This window comes from Piscinibacter sp. PDB1-1, assembly GCF_056675995.1.
This window is the reverse complement of the sequence record NZ_JBWVZJ010000002.1, coordinates 433,130-460,057: the sequence shown is the minus strand read 5'-3', so window position 1 is coordinate 460,057 and position 26,928 is coordinate 433,130. Positions and strand designations below refer to the sequence as shown.

Genomic DNA, 26,928 nt, shown 5'->3' with positions numbered 1-26,928 from the left:
TTTGGGGAATGGGTGAGGTTATACGGCAAACCGTGTTCCACGGTGCCGCACTCGGGCTCAGAACGAGTAGGACAGGCCCAATTGGAAGGTCGGCGACAAACGAAGGTCGCGCAGGGTGTCGTCGAGGTTCTGCGTGCCGAGGCGCAGGTTCGACCGGGGGACGCCCATGAGGCCCAGGTCCGCTGACAAACCCCATCGGCCCTTGCTGGAAAGCCCGGTGTACCCCAGGCCAACGTACGGTACGGTCGACGTAGGCTCGTTGATGAAATCCGGGCCACCCCGCAGATCGACGGCCGACGGGCTGCTCCAGAGCGAACCGCGTGGCCCCAACACCAATCCACTCGTGGCACGCAAGCCGCCTCGGCTACCGAGCCACGGGCGGGTGAGGTAGTAGTCGCCCATCACGCTCAGGCTATTGACCGTGGGTTGCTCGTAGTTGTTGTCACCAAACTCTGTGCGCTGGGGGGCAACCGTGCCGAGGAGAAGGCGGCCCTTGAGGCCTTCCCAGGCTTCGTTGTCCGTGGGGTACTGCAGCCCGTCGCCGGAAGACGCATGTGCTGCGGCCGACGCGGCCAAGGCCACGACACCCACCCACAATCCGACGAACCCGCGCATGGTTTTCTCCTGAGGGCGCCTGCACCGCAAGCGGAGCATTCGCGAGGAACTTTGTAGGCATGCTACGCCGCTTGGGGGCGACTGGGTAGCGCCCTCAGCCATTCGACTGAGGGTGAGCGCCCTGGGTGTGTGGCAATGCCGCAATACTGTTGCGTATCAGCCGCGGCGGCCCCCTGTGCACCGCGTATGGCCGGCAAGGTCGCGCCGGGAATCCACTGGATGGAACCCGGACTCGCGCAGCAGCGCCGCGACGGCCCCCGACTGATCGTACCCATGCTCAAGGACCAGCCACGCGCCGGCGTTGAGGTGCGCCGGCGCGCCGGCAATGATTTGCCGCACAGAATCCAGGCCGTCTCCGCCGGGTGTGAGCGCCAGCAAAGGCTCGTGTCTCAGTGCAGGGAGGTGGGAGTCGCCCCCGGCGATGTACGGTGGGTTGCTGACGATGAGGTCGAACTGGCGGCCTTCGAGGGCCTGCCACCAATCGCTGAGAAGCCATTCGATATCGAGTTGCAGGCGGCGCCCGTTCTCGCGGGCCACAGTCAAGGCAGCCTGGCTGGCGTCTATTGCAGTCGCCTGCACCTGAGGCCGGCGGTACTTGAGCGCCAGCGCGATGGCCCCGCTGCCGGTGCCCATGTCGAGCACGGCCGCGGATGGTGGCAACAACGCGAGCGCCCAATCCACAAGCGTCTCCGTGTCGGGCCGCGGCACCAGCACGGCGGGCGTCACCCGGAGCGTGAGCCCGTGGAACTCCTGTGACTCGACGATGTAGGCCAGCGGCTCGCCGGCTGCCCGGCGCTTGAAAAGGGCGCATGCTGCCGACGCGTTGCTCTCCGAAGCCATGGCATCGTCGTTGGCCAGGAGCCAGGTGCGCTCCTTTCCGAGCACGTGCCCCAGCAGGAGTTGCGCGTCGAGACGGTCGAGCCCGTGCGATTGCGCCTGCGCGAGGAGATCGCGGACGGTGCTCACGATCCGCGCCCTTCGAGTTCAGCGAGCAGTTCGGCCGCCCGCGTTGCCTGGAGTGCTGCCAGCACGTCATCGAGGTCGCCCTCCATGACGGCCGCCAGCTTGTACAAGGTGAGGTTGATTCGGTGGTCCGTCAGACGGCCTTGCGGAAAGTTGTAGGTGCGGATGCGATCGCTGCGGTCGCCGCTCCCGATCAGTCCCTTACGCGTGGCGGCCTCCTTGGCCGCGCGTTCGGAGCGGTCCTTTTCGCGCAGGCGCGCCGCCAGCACCGCCAGGGCCTTGGCCTTGTTCCGGTGCTGCGAGCGGTCGTCCTGGCACTCGGCGACGATGCCGGTCGGCAGGTGGGTGACGCGGATCGCACTGTCTGTCTTGTTGACGTGCTGGCCGCCCGCGCCGCTCGCGCGGAACGTGTCGATACGCAGCTCGGCGGGGTTGAGCTGAATGTCTTCAGCCTCGTCCGGTTCGGGCATCACGGCCACCGTGCAGGCGCTGGTATGGATGCGGCCCTGGGTTTCGGTGGCCGGCACGCGCTGTACCCGGTGACCGCCAGACTCGAACCTCAGGCGTCCGTACACGTCATCACCTTCGATGCGCAGCACGACCTCCTTGTAGCCCCCCAAGTCCGACATGCTCTCGGACATCACCTCCGTGCGCCACGCCTGGCGCTCGGCATACCGCAGGTACATGCGCAGCAGATCGGCGGCGAACAACGCAGATTCATCGCCGCCGGTGCCGGCACGTATCTCGAGAAACCCGTTGCGGCTGTCGTCTGGGTCGCGGGGAAGCAAGGCCGTTTGCAGTTCGCTGTGCAGGCGCTCGATATCTGCTTCAGCGCTGGCGATCTCTTCCTGTGCCATGTCGGCCATTTCGGGCTCGGCCAGCATGTCGCGGGCAGCGGACAGGTCTCGCTCGCGCTGCTCGTAGCGCCTGAAGCGATCGACCAAGCCACCTGCCTCCGCATGCTCGCGGGCCAGGCTGCGGTATCGGTTCATGTCGCTGGCGACCTGCGGGTCGGCCAGGATCGCGTCGAGTTCGGCCAGCCGCATGGCGAGGCGTTCGAACTGCTGGCGAAGTGAGTCTTTCATTCGGGCTCCGGTTGAGGGGGCGGAGCCGTAGCGTGAGTCTGCTGTGTGCAGGCACGCGCGCGCTCCGCCGCTGCGGCGGGTGCGCGTCGCTAAATCTTGTCGTTGTTCGTGTCGCCGCCCAATTCGTTCGGCGGCTGGCGGCTGTTCCCGCGCAGGAAGATGCGCGATACCGTGTTGGCCAGCTGTGCCCGGTGCTCGGCATCCGCCGCGTGCAGCTCGGCCAGCGTGCCGTGCAGCATCTTCTGCGTAAGGCCACGCGACAACGCCTCGAGCACGACGTCGATGTCTTCCCCCTTGGCCAGCAGCCGGCGCGCACGCGCGATCTCGGCGTTTCGCCAGTCGTCGGCCTGGGCGTTCAAGGCCTGGATGAGGGGGACCGAGCCACGCTGGCCAAGCCAGTGCACGAAGCTCTGCACGCCGCTCTCGATGATGGCCTCGGCCTGCTGGACGGCGGCCTGGCGCTTCTCCCCGGCACCTTGCACCAAGGCGGAGAGATCGTCGACGGTGTACAGGTAGACGTCTGACAGGCGGGCGACCTCGGGTTCGACGTCGCGAGGCACGGCCAAGTCGACCATGAACATCGGGCGGTGCTTGCGCGCCCGGAGTGCGCGCTCGACAGCGCCGAGGCCGATGATCGGGACCGAACTCGCGGTGCACGAGATCACGGCATCGAACTCGCCCAGTCGCGCCGGCAGATCGGACAGTCGCAACGCTTCGGCGCCGAGGCGGCCGGCGAGCTTCTCGCCACGCTCCAGCGTGCGATTGGCCACCGCGATCGACCGGGGCTGGCGCGCCGCGAAGTGGGTTGCCACCAGCTCGATCATCTCGCCCGCGCCAACGAAGAGGACCTTGGTGTCGTGCAGGTCTTCGAACAGCTGTGATGCGAGTCGGACCGCCGCCGCTGCCATGCTGATCGAATGCGCGCCAATCTCGGTGGATGTGCGCACATCTTTGGCCACCGCGAAGGAGCGCTGGAACATCTGGTGCAGCGTCGTGCCCAGTGTGCCGGCGGTGCTGGCTTCGCGCACCGCCTGCTTCATCTGGCCGAGGATCTGCGGCTCGCCCAGCACCATGGAATCCAGGCCGCTCGCCACGCGGAAGGCATGTCGCGCAGCGGCGCCGCCCTCGAGCACATACGCGTGGTGCATCAACTGGTGGCTTTCGAGGCCACCGCGATGCGCAAGCCAGTCGACGGCAGGCTTGACCATCTCGGGGCCGGCGGCGCAATAAAGTTCGGTGCGATTGCAGGTCGAGATCAGCGCCACTTCAGTGGCGTCGGCGTGCGGCCCGACGCGGCCGCGGAACTCATGCAACGTCGGTGCAAGTTGCTCGAGCGTGAACGCAAACCGACCCCGCAGATCCAGCGGGGCCGTGGTGTGATTCAGGCCCAGGGCAAAAACGCTCATTGCCAGATTATAAAATTTCGAGTCGTTCCGCGGTGTAGGCCGGGGGCAATCTCAAATGGAGCATGGCGGCATGGGTGCGTTGGACGGTTTGTGGCATCTGCTTAACTTCTTCGCGCCGTCGCTCGGTATGGGTGTACTGGCCGCGCTGCTGGCCAAATTCTTGTGGTGGCGCGACCTGAAGGGTGTGTCGATCTGGCGCATGTCAGTGTGGGCGGTTGTCGCCTCCGCGTTGGCCGCCATCGTCGGCCTGCTCTGGACGGGGCAAGACGGCAAGATGGCAAGCTACGGCGCGATGGTGATCACGTCTTCGCTGGCACTGTGGTGGGCTGGCTGGGGCGGCCGTCGCTCCTGAGATCAGCCGGCCAACGCCACTTCGGTCTCGCTCGTCACCACCTCGGCGCGCAGCGAATGCGGGTAGGCCTGCGTGATGCGCACGTCGATCATCTCGCCGACAAGCCGCTGCGGCCCCTTGAAGTTGACGATGCGATTGCACTCGGTGCGGCCCATGAGTTCGGTGGCATCCTTGCGCGCGCTGCCTTCCACCAGGATCTTCTGCACCGTACCCACGCGCGACTCGCCGATGCGCCGTTGGTTGGCCTCTATGGCCGCCTGTAGTTGCTGCAGGCGCTTGAGTTTGAGCTCTTGCGGCGTGTCGTCGTGCAGGGCGGCGGCTGGCGTCCCCGGCCGCGGGCTGAACACGAAGCTGAAGCTGCTGTCGAAACCGACGTCGTCGATCAGCTTCATCATCTTGTTGAAGTCGTCCTCGGTTTCGCCGGGGAAGCCCACGATGAAGTCGCTCGACAGGCTGATGTCGGGCCGAACCGCGCGCAACTTTCGCACCGTGCTCTTGTATTCCATGGCGGTGTAGCCGCGCTTCATCGCCATCAGGATGCGATCGCTGCCATGCTGCACCGGCAGGTGCAGGTGGTTCACCAGCTGCGGGACACGCGCATAGGTGTCAATGAGCCGCTGGGTGAACTCGTTCGGGTGGCTGGTCGTATAGCGGATGCGTTCGATGCCGCGGATCTGGGCCACGTGTTCGATCAGCAGAGCGAAGTCGGCGATTTCGTCGGTGTCGCCCATGGCGCCGCGGTACGCATTCACGTTCTGCCCGAGGAGTGTGATTTCCTTCACGCCTTGGCTGGCGAGGTTCGAGACTTCGTCGAGCACGTCATCGAAGGGGCGCGAGACCTCTTCACCACGCGTGTAGGGCACGACGCAGTAGCTGCAGTACTTGGAGCAGCCTTCCATGATCGACACGAATGCCGTCGCGCCCTCGACGCGTGCGGGCGGCAGGTGATCGAACTTCTCGATCTCGGGGAAGCTGATGTCGACCTGCGGGCGCCGCTCGTGGCGGCGCTGCGCCAGCATCTGCGGCAAGCGGTGCAACGTCTGCGGGCCGAACACCACATCGACATACGGCGCACGTTCGATGATGGCGGCGCCTTCCTGGCTCGCTACGCAGCCGCCCACGCCGATCATGGCGCCGCGGGCCTTGAGGTGCTTGACGCGGCCGAGGTCGCTGAAGACCTTCTCCTGCGCCTTTTCGCGGACCGAACAGGTGTTGAACAGGATCAGGTCAGCCTGCTCGACATCAGTGGTGGGCTCGTAGCCTTCGGCGGCGGCGAGCACGTCGGCCATCTTGTCCGAGTCGTACTCGTTCATCTGGCAGCCGAAGGTCTTGATGAAGACCTTCTTGGTGGCAACGTTCGTCATGGCGCGGCCTCGTCAGGGCTTGGTCCAGGTCTGCGCGACCGGATCGAACTGCCAGTTCTGCGCTTGCTCTAACGTCTCGGGCCACGGACGCATGGCGACTTCTTCCTTGCGCAGGATCCAGACGTCCTTCACCAGGCCGGCGGCATCCACGGTGTAATTGACCGCGCCTTTGGCACCCACCAGCGCCCCCGACATTTCAATCAGGTTGTTCGGCCCGCGAATGCGTGAGCCCGGGGCGAGTTGGGTCGGCTTGCCATTGAGCTGGATCTGCGGCGGCGTTCCGAAGGCAATGGTTCCGCGCAGTGCGTTCTGCGGAAAGTTGCGCTGCACCTGGGCAGCAGCGGGCAGGGCGAAGGCCGTGATGGCCACGGCAGCGATGACACAGCGGTACATGGTGTTGATCCAGTGGCTGTTGGAGGTGAGGGGCTGATCCACAAACAACAACGGCTCCGGGTCGGAGTGACCGGGAGCCGCAGGTGGAACAGCAAATCTGGTGGCGCTTCAGGGATTCGAACCCCGGACCTGCGGATTATGATTCCGTCGCTCTAACCGACTGAGCTAAAGCGCCTGAGCCGCGCATTATAGCCAACACTTTCGAGCCCACCTGGCCCACATCTTCGACTCCACTGCGCATGTTCAGCTTCTTCAAGAAAAAACCCGTGGTGCCAGACGCCATGGCGCCGAGTGAGGCCCCTGTAGCCGAACCCGCCCAGGTGCCTGCGCAGGCGGAGCGCGCGACGTGGTTGGACAAGCTGCGTGGCGGGCTGCGCAAGACGAGCACGGGAATCGCTCGCGTGTTCACCGGTACGCAGATCGACGACGCACTTTATGAAGATCTCGAGTCGGCCTTGTTGATGGCCGACGCCGGGGTGAAGGCGACCGAATTCCTGCTCGCAGATTTGAAGCGCCGCGTGAAAGACGCGAAGGTCACAGATCCGGCGGCAGTCAAAGGCTTGTTGGCCGACGCCGTGGTCGAGCTTCTGCAGCCGCTCGAGAAGCCGTTGCAGGTGGGGCAGCAGCGCCCCACGGTCATCATGGTCGTGGGCGTGAACGGTGCGGGCAAGACCACCAGCATCGGCAAGCTCACCCGGCACCTGGCAGACGGCGGCCAGAAGGTGTTGCTGGCGGCGGCGGACACCTTTCGCGCGGCGGCGCGTGAGCAACTGGCCGTGTGGGCTGAGCGTGCCGACCTGCCAAACGCTTCACGCCAAGCCGTGGAGATCGTCAGCCAGGAGAGCGGCGATCCTTCGGCGGTGAGTTTTGACGCCGTGGTGGCCGGGCAGTCCCGCGGCTGTGATGTCGTCATCGCCGATACCGCCGGCCGACTGGCGACGCAGGTCCACCTGATGGACGAACTCAAGAAGATCAAGCGCGTGATCGGCAAGGCGCAGGGTGGTGCGCCTCACGAGGTGCTGCTGGTGGTGGATGGGAATACCGGCCAGAACGCGCTGTCGCAGGTCAAGGCCTTCGACGAGGCGCTCCAACTCACCGGCTTGGTAGTGACCAAGCTCGACGGTACGGCCAAGGGCGGGGTGCTCGCCGCCATCGCTCGCGAACGGCCGGTCCCGGTCTACTTCATCGGGGTGGGCGAAAAGCTCGAAGACCTGCAGACCTTCAGTGCGCGAGAGTTCGCGCAGGCCCTTCTGAGCTGATCGAAGCCCGTCGGCGTTCAGCGAATCGACGGCCCCGAGCCGCGCGGGGGCGTTGCCGGCGACAGCGGGACGGAAGACGAGTCGAGTTCGTCGAACCACGTCGATGACGGCGGATCGCGTTGCTCGAAACCATCGTCGTCTGCAGTCACGGCTGCCGGCTGCTGGCGAGACGGTGCGGTGCCCACGGGGCGAGTCGACGGGTGGCCGGCCGGAGCGGGCACGGCCGTCGCGGTGGTGGCGTCGGCCGACGTCTTCAGGATCGCATTGCGCGCCCCGATCGAATTGGGGAGCGCGTCTTCACGCCAGACGTGCAGATCGATCTCGGCTGCCTTGATGACGCGGTCCATGCGCGCATGCCGCTGCCTGGATCGATCGTTATCCTGTACCTCGGGCACGCGGATGTCGACCACGGCGATCACCTGAGAGTTGCTGTCGCACACCACGAGGTCGGCGCACAGCACGCCGACCCGGCGCAGCCACTCGGCGTAAGAGTGGCGTGTGGGCACCTTGAGGAAACGGGCCAAGGGCACCTGCGCCAGGATGATGTGGTCCGGCAGACCCGCGCGCAGTGCGGCATAGGCCTTGCGCTCGGGGGTGGTCATGATGCGGGTGGCGGTGGGGTGCCAGTGCATCAGGGTGTCCGTGCCATCGGCCGAACGCGATTTGCTGCGCTTCTCGGGGCGAGCCTGCGGTGCTTGCTGCTGCCGCTTGCGCGCCCAGTACAGCACTGCAATCAAGATCAGCGCACCGACGATCAGTACCGTTTCCATCTCAGGGTCAAGACCAGTAATTACAGACAAAGACCATAGCCGCCACAGGTAGGGTGGTCAATCCGTAAGGCCCACCTGTCGGTTTCAGCGCAAACCGCCCATCCCGCCCATGCCCTTCATGCCGCCCATGCGCTTCATCATCTTCATGAGGCCGCCGCCTTTCATCTTCTTCATCATGCCCTGCATCTGCTCGAACTGATTCAGCAATCGATTCACTTCTTGCACTTGGACACCGGCTCCGGCTGCGATGCGGCGCTTGCGGGTGGCCTTGAGGAGCTCGGGCTTGCGGCGCTCCAGCGGAGTCATGGAGTTGATGATGCCTTCCATGCGACGCACGTCGCGCTCGGCGCGGTCCATGTCGGCCTGGCCCAGCTTGGCAGCCTGGCCGGTCATCTGGGTCGGGAGCTTGTCCATCAGGCCAGACAAGCCGCCCATCTTCTTCATCTGGCTGATCTGCGCCAGAAAGTCGTTCAGATCGAAGCCGTCGCCTGACTTGAGCTTTTCGGCGAGCTTTTGGGCCGCCGCGACGTCGACGCCCTTTTGCACCTCTTCAACCAGCGCGACGATGTCGCCCATGCCGAGCACGCGGCCGGCATGACGCTGTGCGTCGAAGACTTCAAGGCCATCGATCTTCTCGCTGACACCCGCAAACTTGATCGGTGCGCCGGTGATCTGCCGAACCGACAGCGCTGCCCCGCCGCGCGAATCACCGTCTGTCTTGGTGAGCACGATGCCGGTGAGCGGAAGCGCTTCCTTGAACGCCTTGGCGGTGTTGATGGCGTCCTGGCCCTGCATGGCATCGACGACGAAGAGCGTCTCGACGGGGTTGACCGCCGCATGCAGTTCGGCGATCTCCTTCATCAAGGCTTCGTCGATGGCCAGCCGGCCCGCGGTGTCGACGAGCAGCACATCGAAATAATGCTTGCGTGCGTAATCCAGCGCCGCGTGCGCGATGGCGACGGGCTTGTCGGTCGCGGTCGACGGGAACCACTCGGCGCCCGCCTGTTTGGTCACGGTCTTGAGCTGTTCGATGGCGGCCGGGCGGTACACGTCGGCCGAGACCGTGAGCACCTTCTTCTTGCGCTTCTCGATCAGGTGCTTGGCGAGTTTGGCGGTGGTGGTGGTCTTGCCCGCCCCTTGCAGGCCCGCCATCAGGATTACCACCGGCGGTTGCGCGACGAGATTGATGTCGGCCACGCCTTCGCCCATGGTGGCGGCGAGTTCGCGGTTGACGATGCCCACCAGCGCCTGGCCGGGCGAGAGCGAGCCCGCCACCTCGGCGCCGAGCGCCTTTTCCTTGACGCGGGCGATGAAGTCGCGCACGACGGGCAAGGCGACGTCGGCTTCGAGCAAGGCCATGCGCACTTCGCGCAGCATGTCTTGCACGTTGCTTTCGGTGATGCGGGCCTGGCCGCGCATCGTCTTGACGAGTCGACTCAGGCGGTCGGTGAGAGCTGAAGCCATGGGGGAGGGCGATGCGCGAGAAGCCGGGCACGCGAAAGTACACTGTGTCGATGATTTTATCGTCGGGCCCTGAAGCGGCATCTCAAGTGCCTGCCATGCTTGCGCTGTGGATACCGAGCGCGATGGCATTGCTTGCCTATGCTGCCGCCGCCATCGTGCGCGACGAACCCTCGGGCCCGTGGGCGCGCCGCGCGCTGTTCGTGGCCTGGGTGGCGCATGCCGTCGCCATCGTGGTCGACATGGCCGGCATCGGCAGCCAGATGCCCGGCGCGCGCTTCGGCTTTGCGCCCGCGCTCTCCGCGACCTTGTGGCTGGTGCTGGCGGTCTATGCCGTCGAGAGCCGGTGGTTGCCCCTGCCTGGCGCGCGGCGCGCACTGGCCTGTCTCGGCATGGTGGCTGTGGCTTTGGCAGTGGCATTCCCGGGCGAGTTCCGCCCGCAGGCGGCGTCGAACTGGGCGCCGCTGCACTGGGCGCTCGGCATTGCTTCGTACGGCCTCTTCGGAGCCGCGGTGTTGCATGCCGTCATGCTCGACAACGCCGAGCGCCGAATGCGCCTCAAGATGCAAGGTGCGGGAGGCATGCCCTTGCTGCGCCTGGAGCGACTGACATTCCAGTTCGTCACGGCCGGGTTTGCACTTCTTTCGGCCACGCTCCTGTTGGGTTGGTGGTTCTCGAACCCCTGGCGCTGGGATCACAAGACTGTGTTTTCCGTGCTGGCCTGGGTCGTTTTCGCGGGCCTGCTCGCCGGGCGACAGACACTCGGTTGGCGGGGGCGTCGAGCCATTCGGGGGTTGTATGCAGGCGCTGTGCTGCTGCTGCTGGCGTATGCCGGTTCGCGATTTGTGCTCGAGGTGCTGCTGCGCCGCCCGACGGTCGGCTGACCGCGAAGACACGAAGGACGTCGTCAAGTCATGAAGTTCCTGCTTGTGATTGTTGTGGTGGTGGCGGTGCTGTGGCTGATGCGCAGCCTGAGGCGGCCCGCTGTGCCGCCGCCTCCGAAGGCGCAGGGCACTGCGGCGTCTGCCGCTGGTGAAGACATGGTGGCCTGCGCGCAATGCGGTGTGCATCTGCCGCGCAGCGAGTCCCTCCCGGGGCGAGGTGGCGTGTTTTGTGGCGAGGCCCATCGCGCGGCATTCGAGAGCGGCCGGAGCGATTGATGGCGGGTGCGCCGCGCGGCCCAGACAGGCGGCGGTCGGACCGTCGCACGACTGCGTCGATTCCCCGCCCTCGGCCGGCCGATGAATCCTGGTTCGGCGCGCTTGGGGTCGATGGTGATACCCAGCTTCGCGAGGACCCGCGAGGCGCCGATGAAGAGTCGCGCTACGAAGGCAATTGGGCGGCGATGGGTGAGGCCGAGGCCGACTCGCGCTTCCTGACGCGCCAAGCGCGCCGGCTCATCGGCTCCGGGCAGACGGCGTTCCAGCGCATCTATGGGGCCTTCATTGCCGCGCGTGCGGCCCTTGGTCTGGCGCTCGTGGCTGCCGTCGTCGTCACCGGATTGTTCGGCGTCCGCCCGCCAATGGTGGTCGCCCTGGTCAGCGTGACCTACGCCGTGCTCGCCGTGCTGATGTGGTTGCTGCCGCGATTTCGACGTTCGGCCGCGCCCAGGTCGCTCGCGCGCCTGTACAGCCCGCAATGGCTGGCCACGATCGGCGTGGACATCGTCTGCTTCTCGGCCTTGCATCTGCTGTCGCCGACCGCCAACCTCAATTACGTTGCGCTGTTGGTGCTGCCGGTCTTGATGGCGGGTGTGCTCACGCCGCGCCTGATCGCCCTGGCCACGGCGGCCATCGTCACTCTGGTCTTGCTGGGGATCGCCGGTGTCGGCGTGCTGTCGGGTGGCGACATCACCCAGCTCATGACGCAGGCCGCGCTCGCGGGCAGCGGGTTCTTCGTCATCACCTTGCTGGCCGGTGAACTCGCCGGGCGCCTGGCGCGAGAAGAGCTCACCGCCAAGGGGAGCCTGGAGCTTGCGCGCCAGCAGGCGCAGCTCAATCGGCTGGTCATCGAAGAGATGCAAGAGGGCGTGCTGGTGGTCGATCGCCGCGGCCGCGTGCGCGCGGCCAACCCCGCGGCGCGCACCTTGCTGGCGCCCGAAGGCATGTGCCGCGAGGCGCCGTTCCAGCTGCGTGGCGTGGAGGCCTGGCAAAGCCTGGTGTCGTCCGTGGAGCGCGCCTTTGCCGAAGCCGCGTGGCCCGAGGCTGGCCGCGACGTTCTGCTCGACTTCGACGGCGCACCCGCGCGCACTCTGCGCGTGCGCATGCGCTTTACGCGCCGTCGAGATCGCGAGGCGAGTGAAGACTTGTGCGTTCTGTTCCTGGAAGACGTACGTAGCATGCGTGCGCGCACGCGGCAGGAGAAGCTCGCGGCCATGGGGCGTGTCTCGGCCGGCATCGCCCACGAGATCCGCAATCCGTTGGCGGCCATTGCACAGGCCAATGCCTTGATGGCCGAAGACGCCGTCACGCCGGCGCAGCGCCAGCTCACCCGCATGGTCACCGACAACGTGGAGCGGCTCAAGCGCATCGTCGACGACGTGATGGAGGTCGCCCCGGGCGATGGGCAGGCCATGGGCGCCATAGATGCCACGGGGACCGTGGCGTCGGTCTGCGCTGAATGGGCACGCACCAACGGGATCCAGTTGGGCGAGCAGAGTGTTCTGCGCGTGCACCTTCCCGACGAGCCGGTGGGGGTGGTGTTCGACGGCGAGCATCTGCGGCGCGTCCTTGTGAATCTGCTCGACAACGGCTACCGCCACGCGAGCAAGGTCCCGGCGGCCGTGCGCCTGGCCCTGGCGGTGCGCGACGAGTTCCACGCCGTACTGAGCGTGGCGAGCGATGGCACTCCGATTTCGCCGGACGTCGAGCGCTATCTGTTCGAACCCTTCTTTTCCACCCGCAGCCGCGGCACGGGGTTGGGCTTGTATATTTGCCGCGAACTGTGCGAGCGTTACGGCGCGCGCATCGAGTACCGGCTGCGCAGCGCCTCCGATCCGAATCGCAACGAGTTTTCCGTCGCCATGCGCCGCCAGGCCCTTTCTGCCGACGCGGGAACCGAAGCCAGACTCCACCTGACCCCATGAGCTCACCATCGCATTTCAGTTTGCTGGTCGTCGACGACGAGCCGGACTTGCGCACGCTCTATGAACTGACGCTGCTGCGCGAAGGCTATGACGTGGAGACGGCAGGGACCGTCGAGGACGCCCTGCTGCATCTGAAGGACCGCACCTACAGCGCATTGATCACGGACATGCGCTTGCCCGATGGCACGGGGCTCGACCTGCTGCGTCGTCTCGAAGAGACCGGCCGCCGCGAGAAAGCCATTGTCATCACGGCGTATGGCTCGGCCGAAAATGCTGTCGAAGCTCTCAAGGCCGGCGCGTACGACTACCTGACCAAGCCGGTCGATCTGAAGCAGTTTCGCGCCGTGGTGGCGTCCGCGCTGGGTCGCACGGCGTCCACGGTGCCAACGATGGTCCCGTCGAATCTGCCTTCAGAGAATGGGACGGCGCCGCAGCGCGTTGTGCAGCAGGCGGCCGAGGCCTCGCCCGCGGCCGCGGTCAGTGCGGCCATGCAGCGCATGGCGGGTCAGTCGGCCGCTATGCAGCAGGTGCGCGCGCTGATCGACAAGGTGGCGCGCAGCATGGCGCCGGTGCTTGTCAACGGCGAGTCGGGCACCGGCAAGGAGTTGGTGGCGCGCGCCATCCACGAGGTCAGCCCACGCACGGGTCAGCCGTTCATCGCAGTGAACTGCAGTGCCATCCCCGAGCACTTGTTAGAGGCCGAGTTCTTCGGCTACCGCAAGGGCTCGTTCACGGGTGCTGCGGACGACCGCGAAGGATTCTTTCAGGCAGCCAATGGCGGCACGCTGTTTCTCGATGAGATCGGCGACCTTCCGCTTGCGATGCAGAGCAAGCTGCTGCGTGCCATCCAGGAGCGGTCGGTGCGCCCGGTCGGCGCCGTGACCGAGCAGGCTGTCAACGTGCGCCTGCTCAGCGCGACGCACAAGGACCTGGGGGCGGAAGTCCAGGCAAGCCGGTTCCGCCAAGACTTGTACTACCGACTCAATGTGATCCAGATCCGCGTCCCGCCGCTGCGCGAGCGGCTCGAAGACCTGCCCGCGATCAGCCAGCGCGTGCTCGAACGCATCTCGCGCGACGCCGGCGTGTTGCCGCCGCCGCAGCTGACGCGCGAAGCGCTCGCCCAACTGGCGCGCTATGGGTTCCCGGGCAACGTGCGTGAACTCGAGAACCTGCTGCACCGCGCGGTCGCGTTCTCAGGTGGCGAGCTGATCGACGTCGCTGACCTTGGCGAACTTGATCTCGGGGTCGAGACCGAATTGGCCGCGCCGGTGATGTCGCTCGCGTCGAGCCCCGCGCCGCAACAGGCCGTGGCCCAGGCACCGGCACCCGCGCCCTTGCCGGCCGACCTTGCTGCCTACCTCGACGAAGTGGAGCGCGATGTGCTCGAACGCGCCCTCGAGCGCTACCGCTACAACCGCACGGCGGCGGGCGCCAGTCTGGGCCTGTCCCTGCGGCAAATGCGCTATCGAATGGCGCGCCTGGGCGTTCATGTCGGCGGCGATCCCGACATCACCGACAGCGAGCGTGGCGAACTGACATGACCGGCGCCGGGGCCGACCAGCTCGGCTGGCTGTCGCAGGCGCGTCGAGTTCCTTCGCCGAACTTCGGTCCCCGCCCGCAAGGCACGGCCATCACTTTGGCCATCATTCATTCGATCAGCTTGCCGCCCGGCCAGTACGGTGGCGATGAGATCGAAGCGCTGTTCACCAACCGGCTCGATTGGGGCGCGCACCCTTACTACGGTGAAATACGCGGCCTGGAGGTCTCGGCTCACTTCGTCGTGCGCCGCACGGGCGAGCTTCTGCAGTTTGTTTCGTGCGACGACCGGGCCTGGCATGCCGGCAGGTCAGCGTGGTGTGGTCGCGAAAACTGCAACGACTACTCCATCGGGATCGAGCTCGAAGGAGTGGAGGGCGAGAAGTTCGACCCTGCTCAGTACGACTGCCTTGCTGAGCTGCTACGAGCACTCGTGCAGCGTTATCCGATCGAAGCCGTGGTGGGCCACGAGCATGTGGCTCCCGGGCGCAAATGCGATCCCGGTGCCGGCTTCGACTGGCCACGACTCCAGCTCTCGCTGGCCTGGCCCGATCGGTACTTTCCCGCGACGCATTCGGGCGGCGTCTGATCCGCTGTGTTGCGCAGGCGCGCGAAGCGAGGATTCACGCGCGCTGCCGGCCCAATCGAGCCTGCACGGCGCATTCGGCGCACCTTCGCCCCTGCAGATCACCGCATGGCGCCACGCTCGCGGAAGAGTTGCCTCGCGCATCTTTGGGTGTGATCTCCACACTAGGGTAATACGCTATCGGTAGTGCTTGAAGCACCCGCAGACCCCAGATATAGTGTCCCTTCGTGTTATCCTTCAGCTCGAGAAAACACACTCCCATGCCCAATCTCAGTGCTCCGTCACATGGGCCTGCTGCACACAGCGGCGGTGCTACCCGGTCGGTTCAGCGCAAGGGCAGGGGATTCAAGGCGCCCGTAAAGGCGCAGCCGCAACACCCTTCTCGCGTGACGTTCTTCCGTTCCCGGTTTACTGGGATCGGCTGCAGCATTTGCTGCTGAGGCCACAAGCCTTCTACCCAACCGTGAGTTCGACACCCACCGACATGACAACAGGGAACACCATGCAAACCGTCTCTACTCCCGCCTCCCTCCCGCAAGGTGCCGCCACCCGAGGTGGCCCGACCGCGGCCAGCCCTGCTGCATCGGCCTACCAGGGCTACCAGATCATTCGCCGCAATGGTGCGGTGGTGTCGTTCGAGCCGAACAAGATCGCTGTGGCGTTGATGAAGGCTTTCCTGGCCGTGCATGGGACCCAGGGCGCGGCATCGGCCAGCGTGCGCGAAACGGTCGATGGACTGACAGAGTCGGTGGTGCGTGCGCTGCTGCGTTCGCGTCCGGGCGGTGGCACCTTCCATATTGAAGACGTGCAGGACCACGTCGAGCTGGGTCTGATGCGCGGTGGTCACCATGAAGTGGCGCGTGCCTATGTGCTCTATCGCGAACGCCGCTCGCAGGAGCGAGCCAAGCAAGGTGTGCCGGCGGTCGCCGCTGAGCCCGCGCTGATGGTGACCGATCGCGGCCAGCGCGTGCCGCTCGACATGCCGCGCTTGCAGACGCTGGTGGAATCGGCCTGTGCCGACCTGGGCGCCGACGTGAAGCCCGAGCCCATCCTGGCCGAGACCAAGCGCAACTTGTACGACGGCGTGCCCATCGACGAAGTGCACAAGGCCGCCATCCTGGCCGCACGCACGCTGATCGAGAAGGACCCCGGCTACACGCGCGCCACCGCGCGCCTGCTGCTGCACACCATCCGCAAGGAGATCCTCGGCGAAGAGTTGCTGCATTCCGAGATGCACACCCGCTACGCTGAGTACTTCCCGACCTTCATCAAGAAGGGTGTGCAGGCCGAACTGCTGGACGACAAGCTTCTTCAGTACGACCTGGCCAAGCTCGGCGCCGCGCTGAAGGCCGATCGCGACCTGCAGTTCGACTATCTCGGCCTGCAGACGCTGTACGACCGCTACTTCCTGCACGTGGAAGACGTTCGCATCGAGATGCCCCAGGCGTTCTACATGCGCGTGGCCATGGGCCTGGCGCTGAACGAGATTGACCGCGAAGCCCGCGCCATCGAGTTCTATGAAGTGCTGTCGACCTTCGACTTCATGTCCAGCACGCCGACGCTCTTCAACGCCGGCACGCAACGCTCGCAACTATCCAGCTGCTACCTCACGACCGTGGCGGACGATCTCGACGGCATCTACGAGGCCTTGAAGGAGAACGCGCTGCTGTCCAAGTTCGCCGGTGGTCTGGGCAACGACTGGACCAACGTGCGCGCGCTCGGCTCGCACATCAAGGGCACCAATGGCAAGAGCCAGGGTGTCGTGCCGTTCCTGAAGGTCGTCAACGACACGGCCGTGGCCGTGAACCAGGGCGGCAAGCGCAAGGGCGCGGTGTGTGCCTATCTGGAAACCTGGCATCTGGACATCGAAGAGTTCCTGGAGCTGCGCAAGAACACCGGTGACGACCGTCGCCGCACGCACGACATGAACACGGCGAACTGGATCCCCGACCTGTTCATGCGCCGCGTGATGGAAGGCGCCGACTGGACGCTGTTCTCGCCTTCCACCTGTCCCGACCTGCATGACAAGTTCGGCAAGGACTTCGAGACGGCCTACACCGCCTACGAGGCCAAGGTGGACCGCGGCGAGATCAAACTCTTTAAGCGCATGCCGGCCAAGGATCTGTGGCGTCGCATGCTCTCGATGCTGTTCGAGACCGGCCACCCCTGGATCACGTTCAAGGACGCCTGCAACGTGCGTTCACCGCAGCAGCACGTTGGCGTGGTGCACAGCAGCAACCTGTGCACCGAGATCACGCTCAACACCAACGAGAGCGAGATCGCGGTGTGCAACCTGGGTTCCGTGAACCTGGTGCACCACCTGAAGGACGGCCCGGACGGCGCGAAGGTCATCGACCACGCCAAGCTGAAGAAGACCGTGGCGACTGCAATGCGCATGCTCGACAACGTGATCGACATCAACTACTACGCCGTCAAGAAGGCCCGCGACTCGAACCTGCGCCACCGCCCGGTCGGCCTGGGCATCATGGGCTTCCAGGACGCGCTGTATGAGCTGCGCACGCCGTACGCCTCGCAATCGGCGGTGGATTTCGCCGACCAGTCGATGGAGGCCGTCTGCTACTACGCTTATTGGGCCTCGACCGAACTGGCACAGGAACGTGGCCGCTATTCGAGCTACCGCGGCTCGCTGTGGGACCGCGGCATCCTTCCGATCGATTCGCTTGAGCTGCTGGCCGATGCGCGTGGTGGCTACGTCGAAGTCGACCGCAGCACCACGCTCGACTGGAGCCTGCTGCGCGGGCGGATCAGCGAGCACGGCATGCGCAACTCCAACTGCGTCGCCATCGCACCGACCGCAACCATCTCCAACATCATTGGCGTGAGCGCGTCGATCGAGCCGAGCTTCGGCAATCTGTCGGTCAAGTCCAACCTGTCGGGCGAGTTCACCATCGTGAACGAATACCTGGTGCGCGACCTGAAGAAGCTCGGCCTGTGGGACGACGTCATGGTCATGGACCTCAAGCACTTCGACGGCTCGCTGCGCCGAATCGATCGCGTGCCCGAAGATCTGAAGGACCTGTACTCCACGGCTTTCGAGATCGAAACGCAGTGGCTGGTCGAAGCCGCGGCACGCCGCCAGAAGTGGATCGACCAAGCGCAGTCGCTCAACATCTACATGGCCGGGGCGTCGGGCAAGAAGCTCGACGAGACCTACAAGCTCGCGTGGCTGCGAGGTCTCAAGACCACGTACTACCTGCGCACGATCAGCGCATCGCAGACCGAAAAGTCGACGGTGAAGGCCGGCAACTTGAACTCAGTGTCGAGCGGTGGCGCAACGTCAACGATGGCTGCGGCACCGGTGGAAACACCTGCTGTTCTCGCAGTCGATGCGCAACCTGCGACCGACATCAAGTTCTGCGCGATCGATGATCCGACATGCGAAGCGTGTCAGTGATTCGCTGCATCACATCGACGTGATGCAGTTGCTGTGCGGCATCGAATTTCGATGCAACACAGCAACAGCGAAGTGACTGCAATGTCAATAAGTTCTTGGTGTTTAGACACAACACTCTCATAATCCGAACGCACAGGAAATTCCACCATGTTGGTTTGGGAAGAAGACCTTAAGCCCTCGTCCTCTCACAAAGCGAGCCCCGCGCAGAGCCCCATCTCTCAAGCGCGCGCAGTCGCTGCGTCTCCAGTCTTCGAAGACTCTGTTCCTGTTGCTGCCGCGTCCTCGTCTGCGACCGCTGCACCTTCAAGTGATAGCCATCGCGTGCGCGCATCCGACAAGCGCGTGATAAACGGCAAGACCGACGTGAACCAGTTAGTGCCGTTCAAGTACAAGTGGGCGTGGGAGAAGTACCTCGCCACTTGTGCCAATCACTGGATGCCGCAAGAGGTCAACATGTCGCGCGACATTGCCCTCTGGAAAGATCCCAACGGTCTGTCCGAAGACGAGCGTCGCATCATCAAGCGCAACCTCGGCTTCTTCGTGACCGCCGACTCGCTGGCCGCGAACAACATCGTGCTCGGTACCTATCGGCACATCACGGCGCCTGAATGCCGGCAGTTTCTGCTGCGCCAGGCCTTTGAAGAAGCGATCCATACGCACGCGTATCAGTACATCGTCGAGTCGCTGGGCCTGGACGAAAGCGAGATCTTCAACGCCTACAACGAAGTCAAGTCGATCCGCGACAAGGACGAGTTCCTGATCCCGTTCATCAACGCGATCATGGACGCCAACTTCCATACCGGCACGCAAGCCAACGACCAGACTCTGCTCAAGTCGCTGATTGTTTTCGCGTGCCTAATGGAAGGTCTGTTCTTCTATGTCGGCTTCACGCAGATCCTGGCCCTGGGCCGCCAGAACAAGATGACCGGCGCAGCCGAGCAGTACCAGTACATCCTTCGCGACGAATCGATGCATTGCAACTTCGGCATCGACCTCATTAACCAGATCAAGCTTGAGAACCCGCACTTGTGGACGGCCGAATTCAAGGCCGAGATCAAGGCGCTGTTCATGAAGGCCGTCGAACTCGAGTATCGCTACGCCGAAGACACCATGCCGCGTGGCGTGCTGGGTCTCAACGCATCGATGTTCAAAGGCTATCTGCGCTACATCGCCAACCGGCGTGCAACGCAGATTGGTTTGGAAGAGCTCTTCCCGAACGAGGAAAACCCGTTCCCCTGGATGAGCGAAATGATTGACCTGAAAAAGGAGCGCAATTTCTTCGAGACGCGTGTCATCGAGTACCAATCCGGTGGCGCGCTCTCCTGGGATTGACGCTATTGCAGCTAAAGCAAGCAGGTCGAATGCGGCAGATCAAGATTCGCGACAGGTTTGAATTCACCGACAAAGAAGCGGTGACGAGCGTGTCGCAACCCTATTCATTGCACCGGGGCGCCCCTCCTGGGCAGATTCTCGGGCAATGAATTGCTGCGAAGTAGCGACATGTCGTCGGTGCAGCGCAGTGTTTTTTCAACTTGATCAAGGAGAAATGTAATGGCAACTGCAAAGAAACCTGCGGCAAAGAAAGCTGCAGTCAAGAAGGCCGTGGCAAAGAAGGTCGTGAAGAAGGCTGTCGCCAAGAAGGCAGTCAAGAAGGCTGTCGCCAAGAAGGCAGTCAAGAAGGCCGTGGCGAAGAAGGTCGTGAAGAAGGCTATCGCCAAGAAGGCAGTCAAGAAGGCTGTGGCAAAGAAGGTCGTCAAGAAGGCTGTAGCCAAGAAGGTTGCTGCCAAGAAGGCTGCACCCAAGAAGGCCGCTGCCAAGAAGGCTGCACCCAAGAAGGCCGCTGCCAAGAAGGCTGCACCCAAGAAGGCCGCTGCCAAGAAGCCTGCTGCCAAGAAAGCTGCGAAGAAGCCCGCTGCGAAGAAGGCAAAGGCCGCCCCTGCTGCCCCTGCTGCGAAGCCTGCGGCAGCCCCGGCTGCCAAGACGGCGCTGAGCCCTGCAGCTGCATGGCCGTTCCCGACGGGCGCGAAGCCCTGAGTGATCCAGGGTCTGCAAGGGCCCTGAAAGACCAAACCCGGCTTCGGCCGGGTTTTTTTATGGCGCCGTGCGGTGCGCGCGGCCAGGCGAGCTCAGACTCCGAGCGCGACGCGATCGATGGTGTGATTCTGGCCACCTCGGCAGGCGATCTTCAAGGCGCCGACGCGGTTGCCCAACTCCACACACCGCTCGAGCGCCCAGCCGCGCTCCAGACCAAAGAGCAGCGCGCCACGGAAGGCGTCGCCGCAACCGGTCGGATCGAGCACCTGCTCCGCCGCGACACCGGCAATGTGCGTGCGCTCGCCTTGTTGCCAGATCTCGCAGCCCTCTGCCCCCAGCGTGATGATGACGCCGCGCAGATGCGACTTCGAGAGGCTCTCAAGTGTCTTGCCCGTGCGATCGCACAGCATGCGGCCCTCGTAGTCGTTGACCGCGACCCAGGTGGCCTGGCTCACGAACTTGTTCAACTCGTCGCCGTTGAACATGGGCAGGCCCTGGCCCGGATCGAAGATGAAGGGGACCTTGGCTGCGGCGAACTGTTCGGCGTGCTGAATCATGGCGTCGCGGCCATCCGGCGCGACGATGCCAATCTTGATGTCATCGCGACCAGCCGGCACAGCGGTGAGGTGAGCCGATTGCATCGCGCCCGGGTGGAAGGCCGTGATCTGGTTGTTGTCGGCGTCAGTGATGATGATTGCTTGCGCGGTGTAGCTGTCTGACTGCACGCGCACGAACTCGGTACTGGCGCCCCACGAGCTGAGGCGCTGCACGTAGTCTTGCCCGTCCGGGCCGACGGCGGCCATCACCAGCGGATCGCCACCCAGTTGCCGCAGCGTGTACGCAATGTTGCCAGCGCAGCCGCCGAACTCGCGTCGCAGCGTGGGCACCAGGAACGAGACATTCAGAATGTGCACCTGCTCCGCGAGGATCTGGTCAGCAAACCGGCCAGGAAAGTTGGTGATGGTGTCGAAGGCGAGCGAACCGCAGATCAAGGCGGGCATGGGGGAACTCCAGACTCAGGGATAGAAGATCTCGACCGTGTAGCCGCTGATGCGGCGGTTGTCGGTGGACGACAGCACGGCGAGCAGATTCGATTCGGTGCCGGGCGCGAGCACGGCTGGGTCACCGACGCGGAAGTCGGCGGGAGCAAGCGCTCGGCGGGCGATGAGTTGGCCATTCGGGTCGGTGAGCGTCACGTCGACCCACGGCATGGAAAGCGCAAGCGTGCTTCGATTGCGAAGCACCACCGCCAGTCGGTAGCCGGTCCCGTTGGGCGCTGGTGACAGGGTGCTGCTCTCGACGACGACGTCGTCAATCCGCCGCGGTGCCGAGATCTCGCATTTCAGCCACTCGCAGCTCTTGGCGAGCCAAGGCTGAGTGGCTGGCCACTTGGCGGACCAAGCGTCGCGGAAGTGATGTGCCCACTGCGCGACGAGCAGCAGGCTGAGCAGCAAGCACAGGCTCGTCAACGCGATGCGCATGCCAGGGCTGCGCCAGCGCTCGCGCTGCTTGGCTTCGCGCACGAAGCCCGGCCCGCGGCGCGCAGCTTCTTGTTTGGCGCGTGCCTCCTTGACCGACGAGCGAGGGATGCCCGTGCTGCCACTCTTCTTGCTGTTCTTGCTCGGCGCGGGAGAGCCGTCTTTCAACAGCGCGGTGTTGAACTGTGCATCGGCGAACTCGACGCGGTCGCGCGCCTTCACCGATTGCGCTGGCGTCTGGTCGACGTCCGCTTGCTCGGGCTGAAAGAAGCGCGAGTGGATGCGGTCACCGTCGCTGAGCTGGAACACGTCATCGTCGTCCGGCGGCTCCGACTGCACGTCGAACGATGCCGTCACTGACGAAGCGAGCGGCGCCGGGCTCGGGGTCGGGGGCGGCTTCCAATTGGGGGGGGCGTCGCGCTCCAGATCGAACAGGCCTTCGATGGCGTTGAAGACCTCGTTGCATCGACCACAACGGACCCATCCCTCGGAGACCTTGAGCTGGTCTTGAACGACTCGAAAGACAGTTCCGCAGGACGTGCAGCGCGTGGCCAGGCTCATGGCGAAATCATGCCAGAGGCCTCAGGCCGAGAGCTGCGCAGTCATCAGGATCCACCCATCCTCGGTGTCGCTGACCGCGAGCGAGCACCAAGGTGAGTAGGCTTCCTTCAACTCGTCAGCCTGGCGCTCGAGAATGCCGGCCAGCACGAGATGCCCGCCGGCCTGCACATGGCCGCACAGCAGGGGGGCGAGCAGCTTCAGCGGCGTAGCGAGAATGTTGGCGAGTACCAGCTCGTACCGGCCCTGCGCGAGCTCGGGTAGCCCGGCATGCAGTTCGACCTTGTTGGCCTGGGCGTTGGCCACCGTGGAACTCACCGCGGCCGGATCGATGTCCACCGCATCGATTCGTTGCGCGCCGTGCAGCGCGGCACCGATGGCGAGGATGCCCGACCCGCAGCCGTAATCGAGCACCCGCGGCCACGGCTGTGCATGGCGTGCCGTCCAGCGCAGGCACATGCGGGTGGTCGGGTGCGTGCCGGTGCCGAAGGCCAAGCCGGGGTCGAGGCGGATGACCTGCTGCGCACCGGCCGGAGTTTCGTGCCAGCTCGGCACGATCCAGAAGCTGGGCGTGATCGAGACGGGGGCGAACTGCGACTGCGTCACGCGCACCCAGTCTTCGTCGGGCACGCTCTGCAGGGACTGAAGGTGCACGCCTCGTGCCCAGTCCTGTGCGAGCAGCAGCGTGGCTGCCTCGGTTGCGAATTCGTCGCTGCTGAAGAGCGCCTTCAGGATGGAGCGCTGCCACGCGCCGCGCGGTGCCGGCATGCCGGGCTCGCCGAAAAGCGCGCGCTCCGAGGCCGTGTCGGCATCGGCATCCTCCACCGAGACCGACAGCGCGTCCAGCTCGTCCATCAAGGCGTCGGAGACCGGTTCGACCAGGTCTTCCGGAACCAGCAGCAGCAGCTCGACCATCTCAGCCGGCGCCGAGCCGCCTCAAGGCGGCTGAGCACCCCCGTGGGGGGAAGGAGCATAGCGACGATGTGGGAGCAGACATGTTCAGCGCTTGTGCTGGGACATCCAGCCTTCGAGGTAGTGGATGCTGGTGCCGCCCTCGACGAACTTGGCGTCGACCATCAGCTCTCGGTGCAGTGGGATGTTGGTGAGGATGCCTTCGACCACCGTCTCCGAGAGCGCAATGCGCATGCGGGCGAGCGCCTGTGCACGCGTGTCGCCATGCGTGATGATCTTGCCGATCATCGAGTCGTAGTTCGGCGGCACGAAGTAGTTGGTGTACGCGTGCGAGTCGACCCGAACGCCCGGGCCACCCGGTGCGTGCCATGTCGTGATGCGGCCTGGCGATGGCGTGAACTTGTACGGGTCTTCGGCGTTCACGCGGCACTCGATGGCGTGGCCGCGCATCTCGATCTGGCGTTGCGTGAAGGGCAGCTTTTCGCCAGCGGCCACGCGGATCTGCATCTGCACGATGTCGATGCCGGTCACCAATTCGGTCACCGGGTGCTCCACCTGCACGCGGGTGTTCATCTCGATGAAGTAGAACTCGCCGTTCTCATACAGGAACTCGAAGGTACCCGCACCGCGGTAGCCGATCTTCTTGCAGGCTGCGGCGCAGCGGTCGCCGATGCGCTCGATCACGCGGCGCGGAATGCCCGGCGCCGGCGCCTCTTCGATGATCTTCTGGTGGCGGCGCTGCATGGAGCAATCGCGTTCGCCCAGCCAGACGGCATTCTTGTGCTCGTCTGCCAGCACCTGGATCTCGATGTGGCGCGGGTTCTCGAGGAACTTCTCCATGTACACGGCCGGGTTGCCAAAGGCGGCGCCGGCTTCGGCACGAGTGGTCTGCACCGCATGGATCAGCGCGGCCTCGGTGTGCACCACGCGCATGCCTCGACCACCACCGCCGCCTGCCGCCTTGATGATCACCGGGTAGCCGACCGCGCGGCCTGCCTTGATGATCTCCTTCGGGTCTTCGGGCAAAGCGCCTTCGGATCCGGGCACGCAGGGCACGCCCGACTTGATCATGGCCTGCTTGGCGGAGACCTTGTCGCCCATGATGCGGATCGACTCAGGCGTCGGGCCGATGAAGGTGAAGCCGCTCTGCTCCACGCGCTCGGCGAAGTCGGCGTTCTCGGACAGGAAGCCGTAGCCCGGGTGGATGGCTTCGGCATCGGTCACCTCGGCGGTCGAGATGATGGCCGGCATGTTGAGGTAGCTCTGTGCCGAAGCCGCGGGGCCGATGCAGACTGCTTCATCGGCGAGCTTCACGTACTTGGCGTCGCGATCGGCTTCTGAGTAAACGACTACCGACTTGATGCCCAGCTCGCGGCACGCGCGCTGAATCCGCAGGGCGATCTCGCCGCGGTTCGCAATGAGAATCTTCTTGAACATGAAGACCCGCCTTATTCGATGACGAACAAGGGCTGGCCGAACTCGACCGGTTGGCCGTTCTCGCACAAGATCTTGGTCACCGTGCCGCTCTTGTCGGCTTCGATCTCGTTCATGATCTTCATCGCTTCGATGATGCAGATCGGTTCACCTTCCTTGACGGCCTGGCCGACTGTGGCGAATGCCTTCGCGCCCGGGCTCGCCGCGGCGTAGAAGGTGCCCACCATCGGCGACTTCACGATGTGGCCGGTCTCAGCGGCCGCGGGCTCGGGGGCTGCGGCGGCCGGTGCCGGGGCAGCAGCACCAACCGGCGCGGCGGCCAGTGTGGCAGGGGCCATCTGATAGGCAACAGGCGCCAAGGTTGCGGCCTGAGGGTCGGACTTGACGATGCGCACCTTGCCATCGGCCTCGGTGATTTCAAGTTCCGAGATGTTCGACTCGGACACGAGATCGATCAAAGTCTTGAGTTTGCGCAGGTCCATGTGTTCTCCAACTTGGTCGTTGTAATGCGAATCCGCGCTGCCAGTGACAGCCGGCTTCAGTCCTGGCCGGCCGAGAGCTACTGCGGCCGGGGAGTCGGGCCGCGCTTGAGCGCATGACCCAGGGCGAGGCGATAACCGTCGGCGCCCAGGCCGACGATCACGCCTTCGGCGAGATCCGAGAAATAGGAATGGTGACGAAACGGCTCACGTCGGTGGACGTTCGACAGATGCACTTCGATGAAGGGGATGGCCACGCCGGCAAGCGCATCTCGCAGCGCCACGCTGGTGTGCGTGAAGGCGCCTGGGTTGATCACGATGAAGGCTGTCCCATCAAGCCGTGCGGCGTGAACCCGATCGATCAGCGCGCCCTCGTGGTTGCTTTGAAACGTTGCCACGCTCGCCCCGGCATCTGCGCCGATCTTTGTCAGTTCGGCATTGATCTGGTCCAAAGTGACCGACCCATAGACTGCCGGCTCGCGCGTGCCGAGCAGGTTGAGGTTGGGGCCGTGAAGGACGAGAACTTGCATGGAGCCGAGTGGCTTTGAAAAAGCGAAGGCTGAACTTTACGCGTTTTAGGCGATGTTCAACGCAAAAGCACAAATTAAAGCGTTAGCCCAGTTTTGCAACCCATTGGGCGAGTTCTTCGGGTTCGACGGCACCGAGTTTGCGGTGCGCCACTGCGCCGCTCCTATCCAGGACCACGGTGAACGGCAGGCCTCCGCGGTCATTGCCGAGCGACTTGGCCAACTCCACCCCGGTGAAGCCGGCGAGCCCAATCGGAAAGCTCACCGGCACCTTGCTCAGAAAGTCGCGCACCGGCGTCGGGCCGTCAATGGCCAGGCCGACTACCTGCCAGCCTTGGGCTCGGTGATCGCGGTGGAACGTCTCAAGTAACGGCATCTCCTTCACGCAAGGAACGCACCACGATGCCCAAAAATTGAGCAGCACCGGCCTGCCGCGAAGCGGCCCCATCGCGAGCTGTTTGCCGTCCACCTGCTCGAAGCTTTGCTCCCATAGCGCCTGCTCGGCCGGTGACAGGCCAAGTCCGCCGGTAGTGCGCCACCATGCCAGGCCGCCGCCCGCGATGGCGGCTGCGGCCGCGACGCCCGTGCCGAGAACAACGCGGCGGTTCATACCGGCGCCTCCATCAGTTTGCGCAGCGCGGCCAGGTCACCGCGTTCGGGGCGCCCCCGTGCATCGGGCTTGAGTGCGCCACGCAAGTCGTCGTGATCAAGGATGCTCAAGTGCACCGTCACGGGTTCGCCCAGTTCGGTACTCATGCTGCTCAGGGTGAGCACGTCGATGGGCTCGCCGCGCGGGCCGTTCAAGGTGCCCACGTCATAGTCCACGCGTTTGTCGATCAAGGCGATCTCGGCCTCCTTGGAGTCGTCGCAGAAGAGCTGCAGGTGCACGCTGTTCAGCCGGGTGGCGGTCCCGCGCCACACGGCGCCGGTAAGGTGGGGGCGAAAGTCCTGCAGGCGCTCCATCCAGAGCGCGGCCACGTGGCGCATCGCCAGCAATTCGGCCGGTTGCGTGTCGGCATGGAAGAGCTGCAGGTAACTGCGCACTTCGTCTTCGATCTCGTCATTGCCGGGCAGGTCGACCGACCGCAGCCCCTGCTTGCCCAGCATCTTGGCCGCACGGCGCTTGGCCGGGCCGTACTCCATGCCTTCTTCGACGATCAGGCGCGCCGCGGTGCTCGCCAGTTCGGCGCTGAGGTGGGAGTTCATGGGGACGATT

At 64.8% G+C, this 26,928-nt stretch carries 26 protein-coding genes and 1 tRNA gene; 10 read left to right on the top strand and 17 right to left on the bottom strand.

The genetic code is table 11. The features are described from left to right. Positions 1 to 57: 57 nt before the first annotated feature. The 4 genes from AC1KAR_RS13835 to hemA form a co-directional block, all read right to left on the bottom strand. Positions 58 to 615: a hypothetical protein gene (locus AC1KAR_RS13835; RefSeq protein ID WP_480318609.1), complete on the bottom strand. Its 558-nt coding sequence runs from the start codon at positions 613 to 615 to the stop codon at positions 58 to 60. A 156-nt stretch (positions 616 to 771) separates the two neighbouring features. Continuing rightward, entirely contained in the window at positions 772 to 1,581 is an 810-nt protein-coding gene (prmC, locus tag AC1KAR_RS13830; protein WP_480318607.1) for a peptide chain release factor N(5)-glutamine methyltransferase, read from the bottom strand. Continuing rightward, positions 1,578 to 2,663 (bottom strand): peptide chain release factor 1, encoded by a 1,086-nt coding sequence (gene prfA, locus AC1KAR_RS13825; protein ID WP_480318605.1) that lies wholly within the window; start codon positions 2,661 to 2,663, stop codon positions 1,578 to 1,580. The genes prmC and prfA overlap by 4 nt, the downstream gene beginning before the upstream one ends. Positions 2,664 to 2,752: 89 nt before the next feature. Continuing rightward, positions 2,753 to 4,069 carry a glutamyl-tRNA reductase gene (gene hemA / locus AC1KAR_RS13820; protein ID WP_480318603.1) on the bottom strand — a complete coding sequence of 439 codons (1,317 nt, stop codon included), beginning with the start codon at positions 4,067 to 4,069 and terminating at the stop codon, positions 2,753 to 2,755. 70 nt (positions 4,070 to 4,139) lie between these two features. Between hemA and AC1KAR_RS13815 the strand changes: the two genes are divergently transcribed. Beyond that, complete coding sequence (locus tag AC1KAR_RS13815) at positions 4,140 to 4,421, top strand: hypothetical protein (protein ID WP_480318601.1); 282 nt, start codon at positions 4,140 to 4,142, stop codon at positions 4,419 to 4,421. Between the two features lie 2 nt (positions 4,422 to 4,423). On the opposite strand, the gene miaB is transcribed toward AC1KAR_RS13815, so the two are convergent. The 3 genes from miaB to AC1KAR_RS13800 all read right to left on the bottom strand — a co-directional run bounded on the left by miaB (position 4,424) and on the right by AC1KAR_RS13800 (position 6,353). Beyond that, complete coding sequence (gene miaB / locus AC1KAR_RS13810) at positions 4,424 to 5,785, bottom strand: tRNA (N6-isopentenyl adenosine(37)-C2)-methylthiotransferase MiaB (protein WP_480318598.1); 1,362 nt, start codon at positions 5,783 to 5,785, stop codon at positions 4,424 to 4,426. Between the two features lie 12 nt (positions 5,786 to 5,797). Next, on the bottom strand, positions 5,798 to 6,220 hold the full coding sequence (locus AC1KAR_RS13805; protein WP_480318596.1) for a hypothetical protein: 423 nt from the start codon (positions 6,218 to 6,220) through the stop codon (positions 5,798 to 5,800). A 56-nt stretch (positions 6,221 to 6,276) separates the two neighbouring features. Continuing rightward, a tRNA-Met gene (locus tag AC1KAR_RS13800) sits at positions 6,277 to 6,353 on the bottom strand. Between the two features lie 64 nt (positions 6,354 to 6,417). Here AC1KAR_RS13800 and ftsY point away from each other — a divergent pair. Then, the gene (gene ftsY / locus AC1KAR_RS13795; RefSeq protein ID WP_480318594.1) at positions 6,418 to 7,437 is read left to right on the top strand and encodes a signal recognition particle-docking protein FtsY; all 1,020 of its coding nucleotides are present in this window, start codon (positions 6,418 to 6,420) and stop codon (positions 7,435 to 7,437) included. 17 nt (positions 7,438 to 7,454) lie between these two features. Here the strand turns inward: ftsY and AC1KAR_RS13790 are convergent, their stop codons facing one another. Both AC1KAR_RS13790 and ffh read right to left on the bottom strand, forming a co-directional pair. Then, the gene (locus AC1KAR_RS13790) at positions 7,455 to 8,207 is read right to left on the bottom strand and encodes a DUF2726 domain-containing protein (protein WP_480318592.1); all 753 of its coding nucleotides are present in this window, start codon (positions 8,205 to 8,207) and stop codon (positions 7,455 to 7,457) included. A gap of 84 nt (positions 8,208 to 8,291) precedes the next feature. After that, positions 8,292 to 9,671: a signal recognition particle protein gene (gene ffh / locus AC1KAR_RS13785; RefSeq protein ID WP_480318590.1), complete on the bottom strand. Its 1,380-nt coding sequence runs from the start codon at positions 9,669 to 9,671 to the stop codon at positions 8,292 to 8,294. A 95-nt stretch (positions 9,672 to 9,766) separates the two neighbouring features. On the opposite strand from ffh, the gene AC1KAR_RS13780 reads away from it, so the two are divergent. From AC1KAR_RS13780 to AC1KAR_RS13745, 8 genes are all read left to right on the top strand, one after another. Next, positions 9,767 to 10,552 carry a cytochrome C assembly family protein gene (locus AC1KAR_RS13780; RefSeq protein WP_480318588.1) on the top strand — a complete coding sequence of 262 codons (786 nt, stop codon included), beginning with the start codon at positions 9,767 to 9,769 and terminating at the stop codon, positions 10,550 to 10,552. Positions 10,553 to 10,582: 30 nt separating this feature from the next. Next, the gene (locus AC1KAR_RS13775; protein ID WP_480318586.1) at positions 10,583 to 10,828 is read left to right on the top strand and encodes a PP0621 family protein; all 246 of its coding nucleotides are present in this window, start codon (positions 10,583 to 10,585) and stop codon (positions 10,826 to 10,828) included. A 185-nt stretch (positions 10,829 to 11,013) separates the two neighbouring features. Then, positions 11,014 to 12,753, top strand: a complete 1,740-nt coding sequence (locus tag AC1KAR_RS13770; protein WP_480318584.1) for a sensor histidine kinase — start codon at positions 11,014 to 11,016, stop codon at positions 12,751 to 12,753. Beyond that, positions 12,750 to 14,294, top strand: a complete 1,545-nt coding sequence (locus AC1KAR_RS13765) for a sigma-54-dependent transcriptional regulator (protein WP_480318582.1) — start codon at positions 12,750 to 12,752, stop codon at positions 14,292 to 14,294. The genes AC1KAR_RS13770 and AC1KAR_RS13765 overlap by 4 nt, the downstream gene beginning before the upstream one ends. Continuing rightward, entirely contained in the window at positions 14,291 to 14,878 is a 588-nt protein-coding gene (gene ampD / locus AC1KAR_RS13760) for a 1,6-anhydro-N-acetylmuramyl-L-alanine amidase AmpD (protein ID WP_480318580.1), read from the top strand. Before AC1KAR_RS13765 ends, ampD begins: the two co-directional genes overlap by 4 nt. A gap of 499 nt (positions 14,879 to 15,377) precedes the next feature. Beyond that, positions 15,378 to 18,290 carry a ribonucleoside-diphosphate reductase subunit alpha gene (locus AC1KAR_RS13755; protein ID WP_480318578.1) on the top strand — a complete coding sequence of 971 codons (2,913 nt, stop codon included), beginning with the start codon at positions 15,378 to 15,380 and terminating at the stop codon, positions 18,288 to 18,290. Positions 18,291 to 18,437: 147 nt separating this feature from the next. After that, positions 18,438 to 19,622, top strand: a complete 1,185-nt coding sequence (locus AC1KAR_RS13750) for a ribonucleotide-diphosphate reductase subunit beta (RefSeq protein ID WP_480318576.1) — start codon at positions 18,438 to 18,440, stop codon at positions 19,620 to 19,622. Between the two features lie 219 nt (positions 19,623 to 19,841). Next, entirely contained in the window at positions 19,842 to 20,324 is a 483-nt protein-coding gene (locus AC1KAR_RS13745) for a histone H1-like DNA-binding protein (protein ID WP_480318574.1), read from the top strand. 92 nt (positions 20,325 to 20,416) lie between these two features. On the opposite strand, the gene AC1KAR_RS13740 is transcribed toward AC1KAR_RS13745, so the two are convergent. The 8 genes from AC1KAR_RS13740 to AC1KAR_RS13705 form a co-directional block, all read right to left on the bottom strand. Further along, positions 20,417 to 21,325: a carbohydrate kinase family protein gene (locus tag AC1KAR_RS13740; RefSeq protein WP_480318572.1), complete on the bottom strand. Its 909-nt coding sequence runs from the start codon at positions 21,323 to 21,325 to the stop codon at positions 20,417 to 20,419. A gap of 15 nt (positions 21,326 to 21,340) precedes the next feature. Continuing rightward, positions 21,341 to 22,363 carry a zinc-ribbon and DUF3426 domain-containing protein gene (locus AC1KAR_RS13735; RefSeq protein ID WP_480318570.1) on the bottom strand — a complete coding sequence of 341 codons (1,023 nt, stop codon included), beginning with the start codon at positions 22,361 to 22,363 and terminating at the stop codon, positions 21,341 to 21,343. A gap of 21 nt (positions 22,364 to 22,384) precedes the next feature. Beyond that, positions 22,385 to 23,275, bottom strand: coding sequence for a 50S ribosomal protein L11 methyltransferase (gene prmA, locus AC1KAR_RS13730; RefSeq protein WP_480318568.1), 891 nt, complete (start codon positions 23,273 to 23,275; stop codon positions 22,385 to 22,387). 84 nt (positions 23,276 to 23,359) lie between these two features. Next, positions 23,360 to 24,709, bottom strand: coding sequence for an acetyl-CoA carboxylase biotin carboxylase subunit (gene accC / locus AC1KAR_RS13725; protein ID WP_480318566.1), 1,350 nt, complete (start codon positions 24,707 to 24,709; stop codon positions 23,360 to 23,362). An 11-nt stretch (positions 24,710 to 24,720) separates the two neighbouring features. Further along, complete coding sequence (gene accB, locus AC1KAR_RS13720) at positions 24,721 to 25,188, bottom strand: acetyl-CoA carboxylase biotin carboxyl carrier protein (RefSeq protein WP_480318564.1); 468 nt, start codon at positions 25,186 to 25,188, stop codon at positions 24,721 to 24,723. 77 nt (positions 25,189 to 25,265) lie between these two features. Beyond that, positions 25,266 to 25,715 carry a type II 3-dehydroquinate dehydratase gene (gene aroQ / locus AC1KAR_RS13715; RefSeq protein WP_480318562.1) on the bottom strand — a complete coding sequence of 150 codons (450 nt, stop codon included), beginning with the start codon at positions 25,713 to 25,715 and terminating at the stop codon, positions 25,266 to 25,268. 82 nt (positions 25,716 to 25,797) lie between these two features. Next, the gene (locus AC1KAR_RS13710) at positions 25,798 to 26,322 is read right to left on the bottom strand and encodes a TlpA family protein disulfide reductase (protein ID WP_480318560.1); all 525 of its coding nucleotides are present in this window, start codon (positions 26,320 to 26,322) and stop codon (positions 25,798 to 25,800) included. After that, on the bottom strand, positions 26,319 to 26,918 hold the full coding sequence (locus AC1KAR_RS13705) for a hypothetical protein (protein ID WP_480318558.1): 600 nt from the start codon (positions 26,916 to 26,918) through the stop codon (positions 26,319 to 26,321). Before AC1KAR_RS13705 ends, AC1KAR_RS13710 begins: the two co-directional genes overlap by 4 nt. Positions 26,919 to 26,928 lie beyond the last annotated feature (10 nt).

Bases quoted from the DNA above. Each gene is read 5' to 3' on its own strand.
- hemA (WP_480318603.1), bottom strand. From the start codon at position 4,069: ATGAGCGTTTTTGCCCTGGGCCTGAATCACACCACGGCCCCGCTGGAT.
- AC1KAR_RS13780 (WP_480318588.1), top strand. From the start codon at position 9,767: ATGCTTGCGCTGTGGATACCGAGCGCGATGGCATTGCTTGCCTATGCT.
- aroQ (WP_480318562.1), bottom strand. From the start codon at position 25,715: ATGCAAGTTCTCGTCCTTCACGGCCCCAACCTCAACCTGCTCGGCACG.
- ampD (WP_480318580.1), top strand. From the start codon at position 14,291: ATGACCGGCGCCGGGGCCGACCAGCTCGGCTGGCTGTCGCAGGCGCGT.
- AC1KAR_RS13750 (WP_480318576.1), top strand. From the start codon at position 18,438: ATGTTGGTTTGGGAAGAAGACCTTAAGCCCTCGTCCTCTCACAAAGCG.
- accB (WP_480318564.1), bottom strand. From the start codon at position 25,188: ATGGACCTGCGCAAACTCAAGACTTTGATCGATCTCGTGTCCGAGTCG.
- AC1KAR_RS13740 (WP_480318572.1), bottom strand. From the start codon at position 21,325: ATGCCCGCCTTGATCTGCGGTTCGCTCGCCTTCGACACCATCACCAAC.
- AC1KAR_RS13770 (WP_480318584.1), top strand. From the start codon at position 11,014: ATGGGTGAGGCCGAGGCCGACTCGCGCTTCCTGACGCGCCAAGCGCGC.
- AC1KAR_RS13765 (WP_480318582.1), top strand. From the start codon at position 12,750: ATGAGCTCACCATCGCATTTCAGTTTGCTGGTCGTCGACGACGAGCCG.
- ffh (WP_480318590.1), bottom strand. From the start codon at position 9,671: ATGGCTTCAGCTCTCACCGACCGCCTGAGTCGACTCGTCAAGACGATG.
- prmA (WP_480318568.1), bottom strand. From the start codon at position 23,275: ATGGTCGAGCTGCTGCTGCTGGTTCCGGAAGACCTGGTCGAACCGGTC.
- AC1KAR_RS13705 (WP_480318558.1), bottom strand. From the start codon at position 26,918: ATGAACTCCCACCTCAGCGCCGAACTGGCGAGCACCGCGGCGCGCCTG.
- AC1KAR_RS13735 (WP_480318570.1), bottom strand. From the start codon at position 22,363: ATGAGCCTGGCCACGCGCTGCACGTCCTGCGGAACTGTCTTTCGAGTC.
- AC1KAR_RS13790 (WP_480318592.1), bottom strand. From the start codon at position 8,207: ATGGAAACGGTACTGATCGTCGGTGCGCTGATCTTGATTGCAGTGCTG.
- AC1KAR_RS13835 (WP_480318609.1), bottom strand. From the start codon at position 615: ATGCGCGGGTTCGTCGGATTGTGGGTGGGTGTCGTGGCCTTGGCCGCG.
- AC1KAR_RS13815 (WP_480318601.1), top strand. From the start codon at position 4,140: ATGGGTGCGTTGGACGGTTTGTGGCATCTGCTTAACTTCTTCGCGCCG.
- miaB (WP_480318598.1), bottom strand. From the start codon at position 5,785: ATGACGAACGTTGCCACCAAGAAGGTCTTCATCAAGACCTTCGGCTGC.
- ftsY (WP_480318594.1), top strand. From the start codon at position 6,418: ATGTTCAGCTTCTTCAAGAAAAAACCCGTGGTGCCAGACGCCATGGCG.
- AC1KAR_RS13745 (WP_480318574.1), top strand. From the start codon at position 19,842: ATGGCAACTGCAAAGAAACCTGCGGCAAAGAAAGCTGCAGTCAAGAAG.
- AC1KAR_RS13775 (WP_480318586.1), top strand. From the start codon at position 10,583: ATGAAGTTCCTGCTTGTGATTGTTGTGGTGGTGGCGGTGCTGTGGCTG.
- prfA (WP_480318605.1), bottom strand. From the start codon at position 2,663: ATGAAAGACTCACTTCGCCAGCAGTTCGAACGCCTCGCCATGCGGCTG.
- accC (WP_480318566.1), bottom strand. From the start codon at position 24,709: ATGTTCAAGAAGATTCTCATTGCGAACCGCGGCGAGATCGCCCTGCGG.
- AC1KAR_RS13710 (WP_480318560.1), bottom strand. From the start codon at position 26,322: ATGAACCGCCGCGTTGTTCTCGGCACGGGCGTCGCGGCCGCAGCCGCC.
- AC1KAR_RS13755 (WP_480318578.1), top strand. From the start codon at position 15,378: ATGCAAACCGTCTCTACTCCCGCCTCCCTCCCGCAAGGTGCCGCCACC.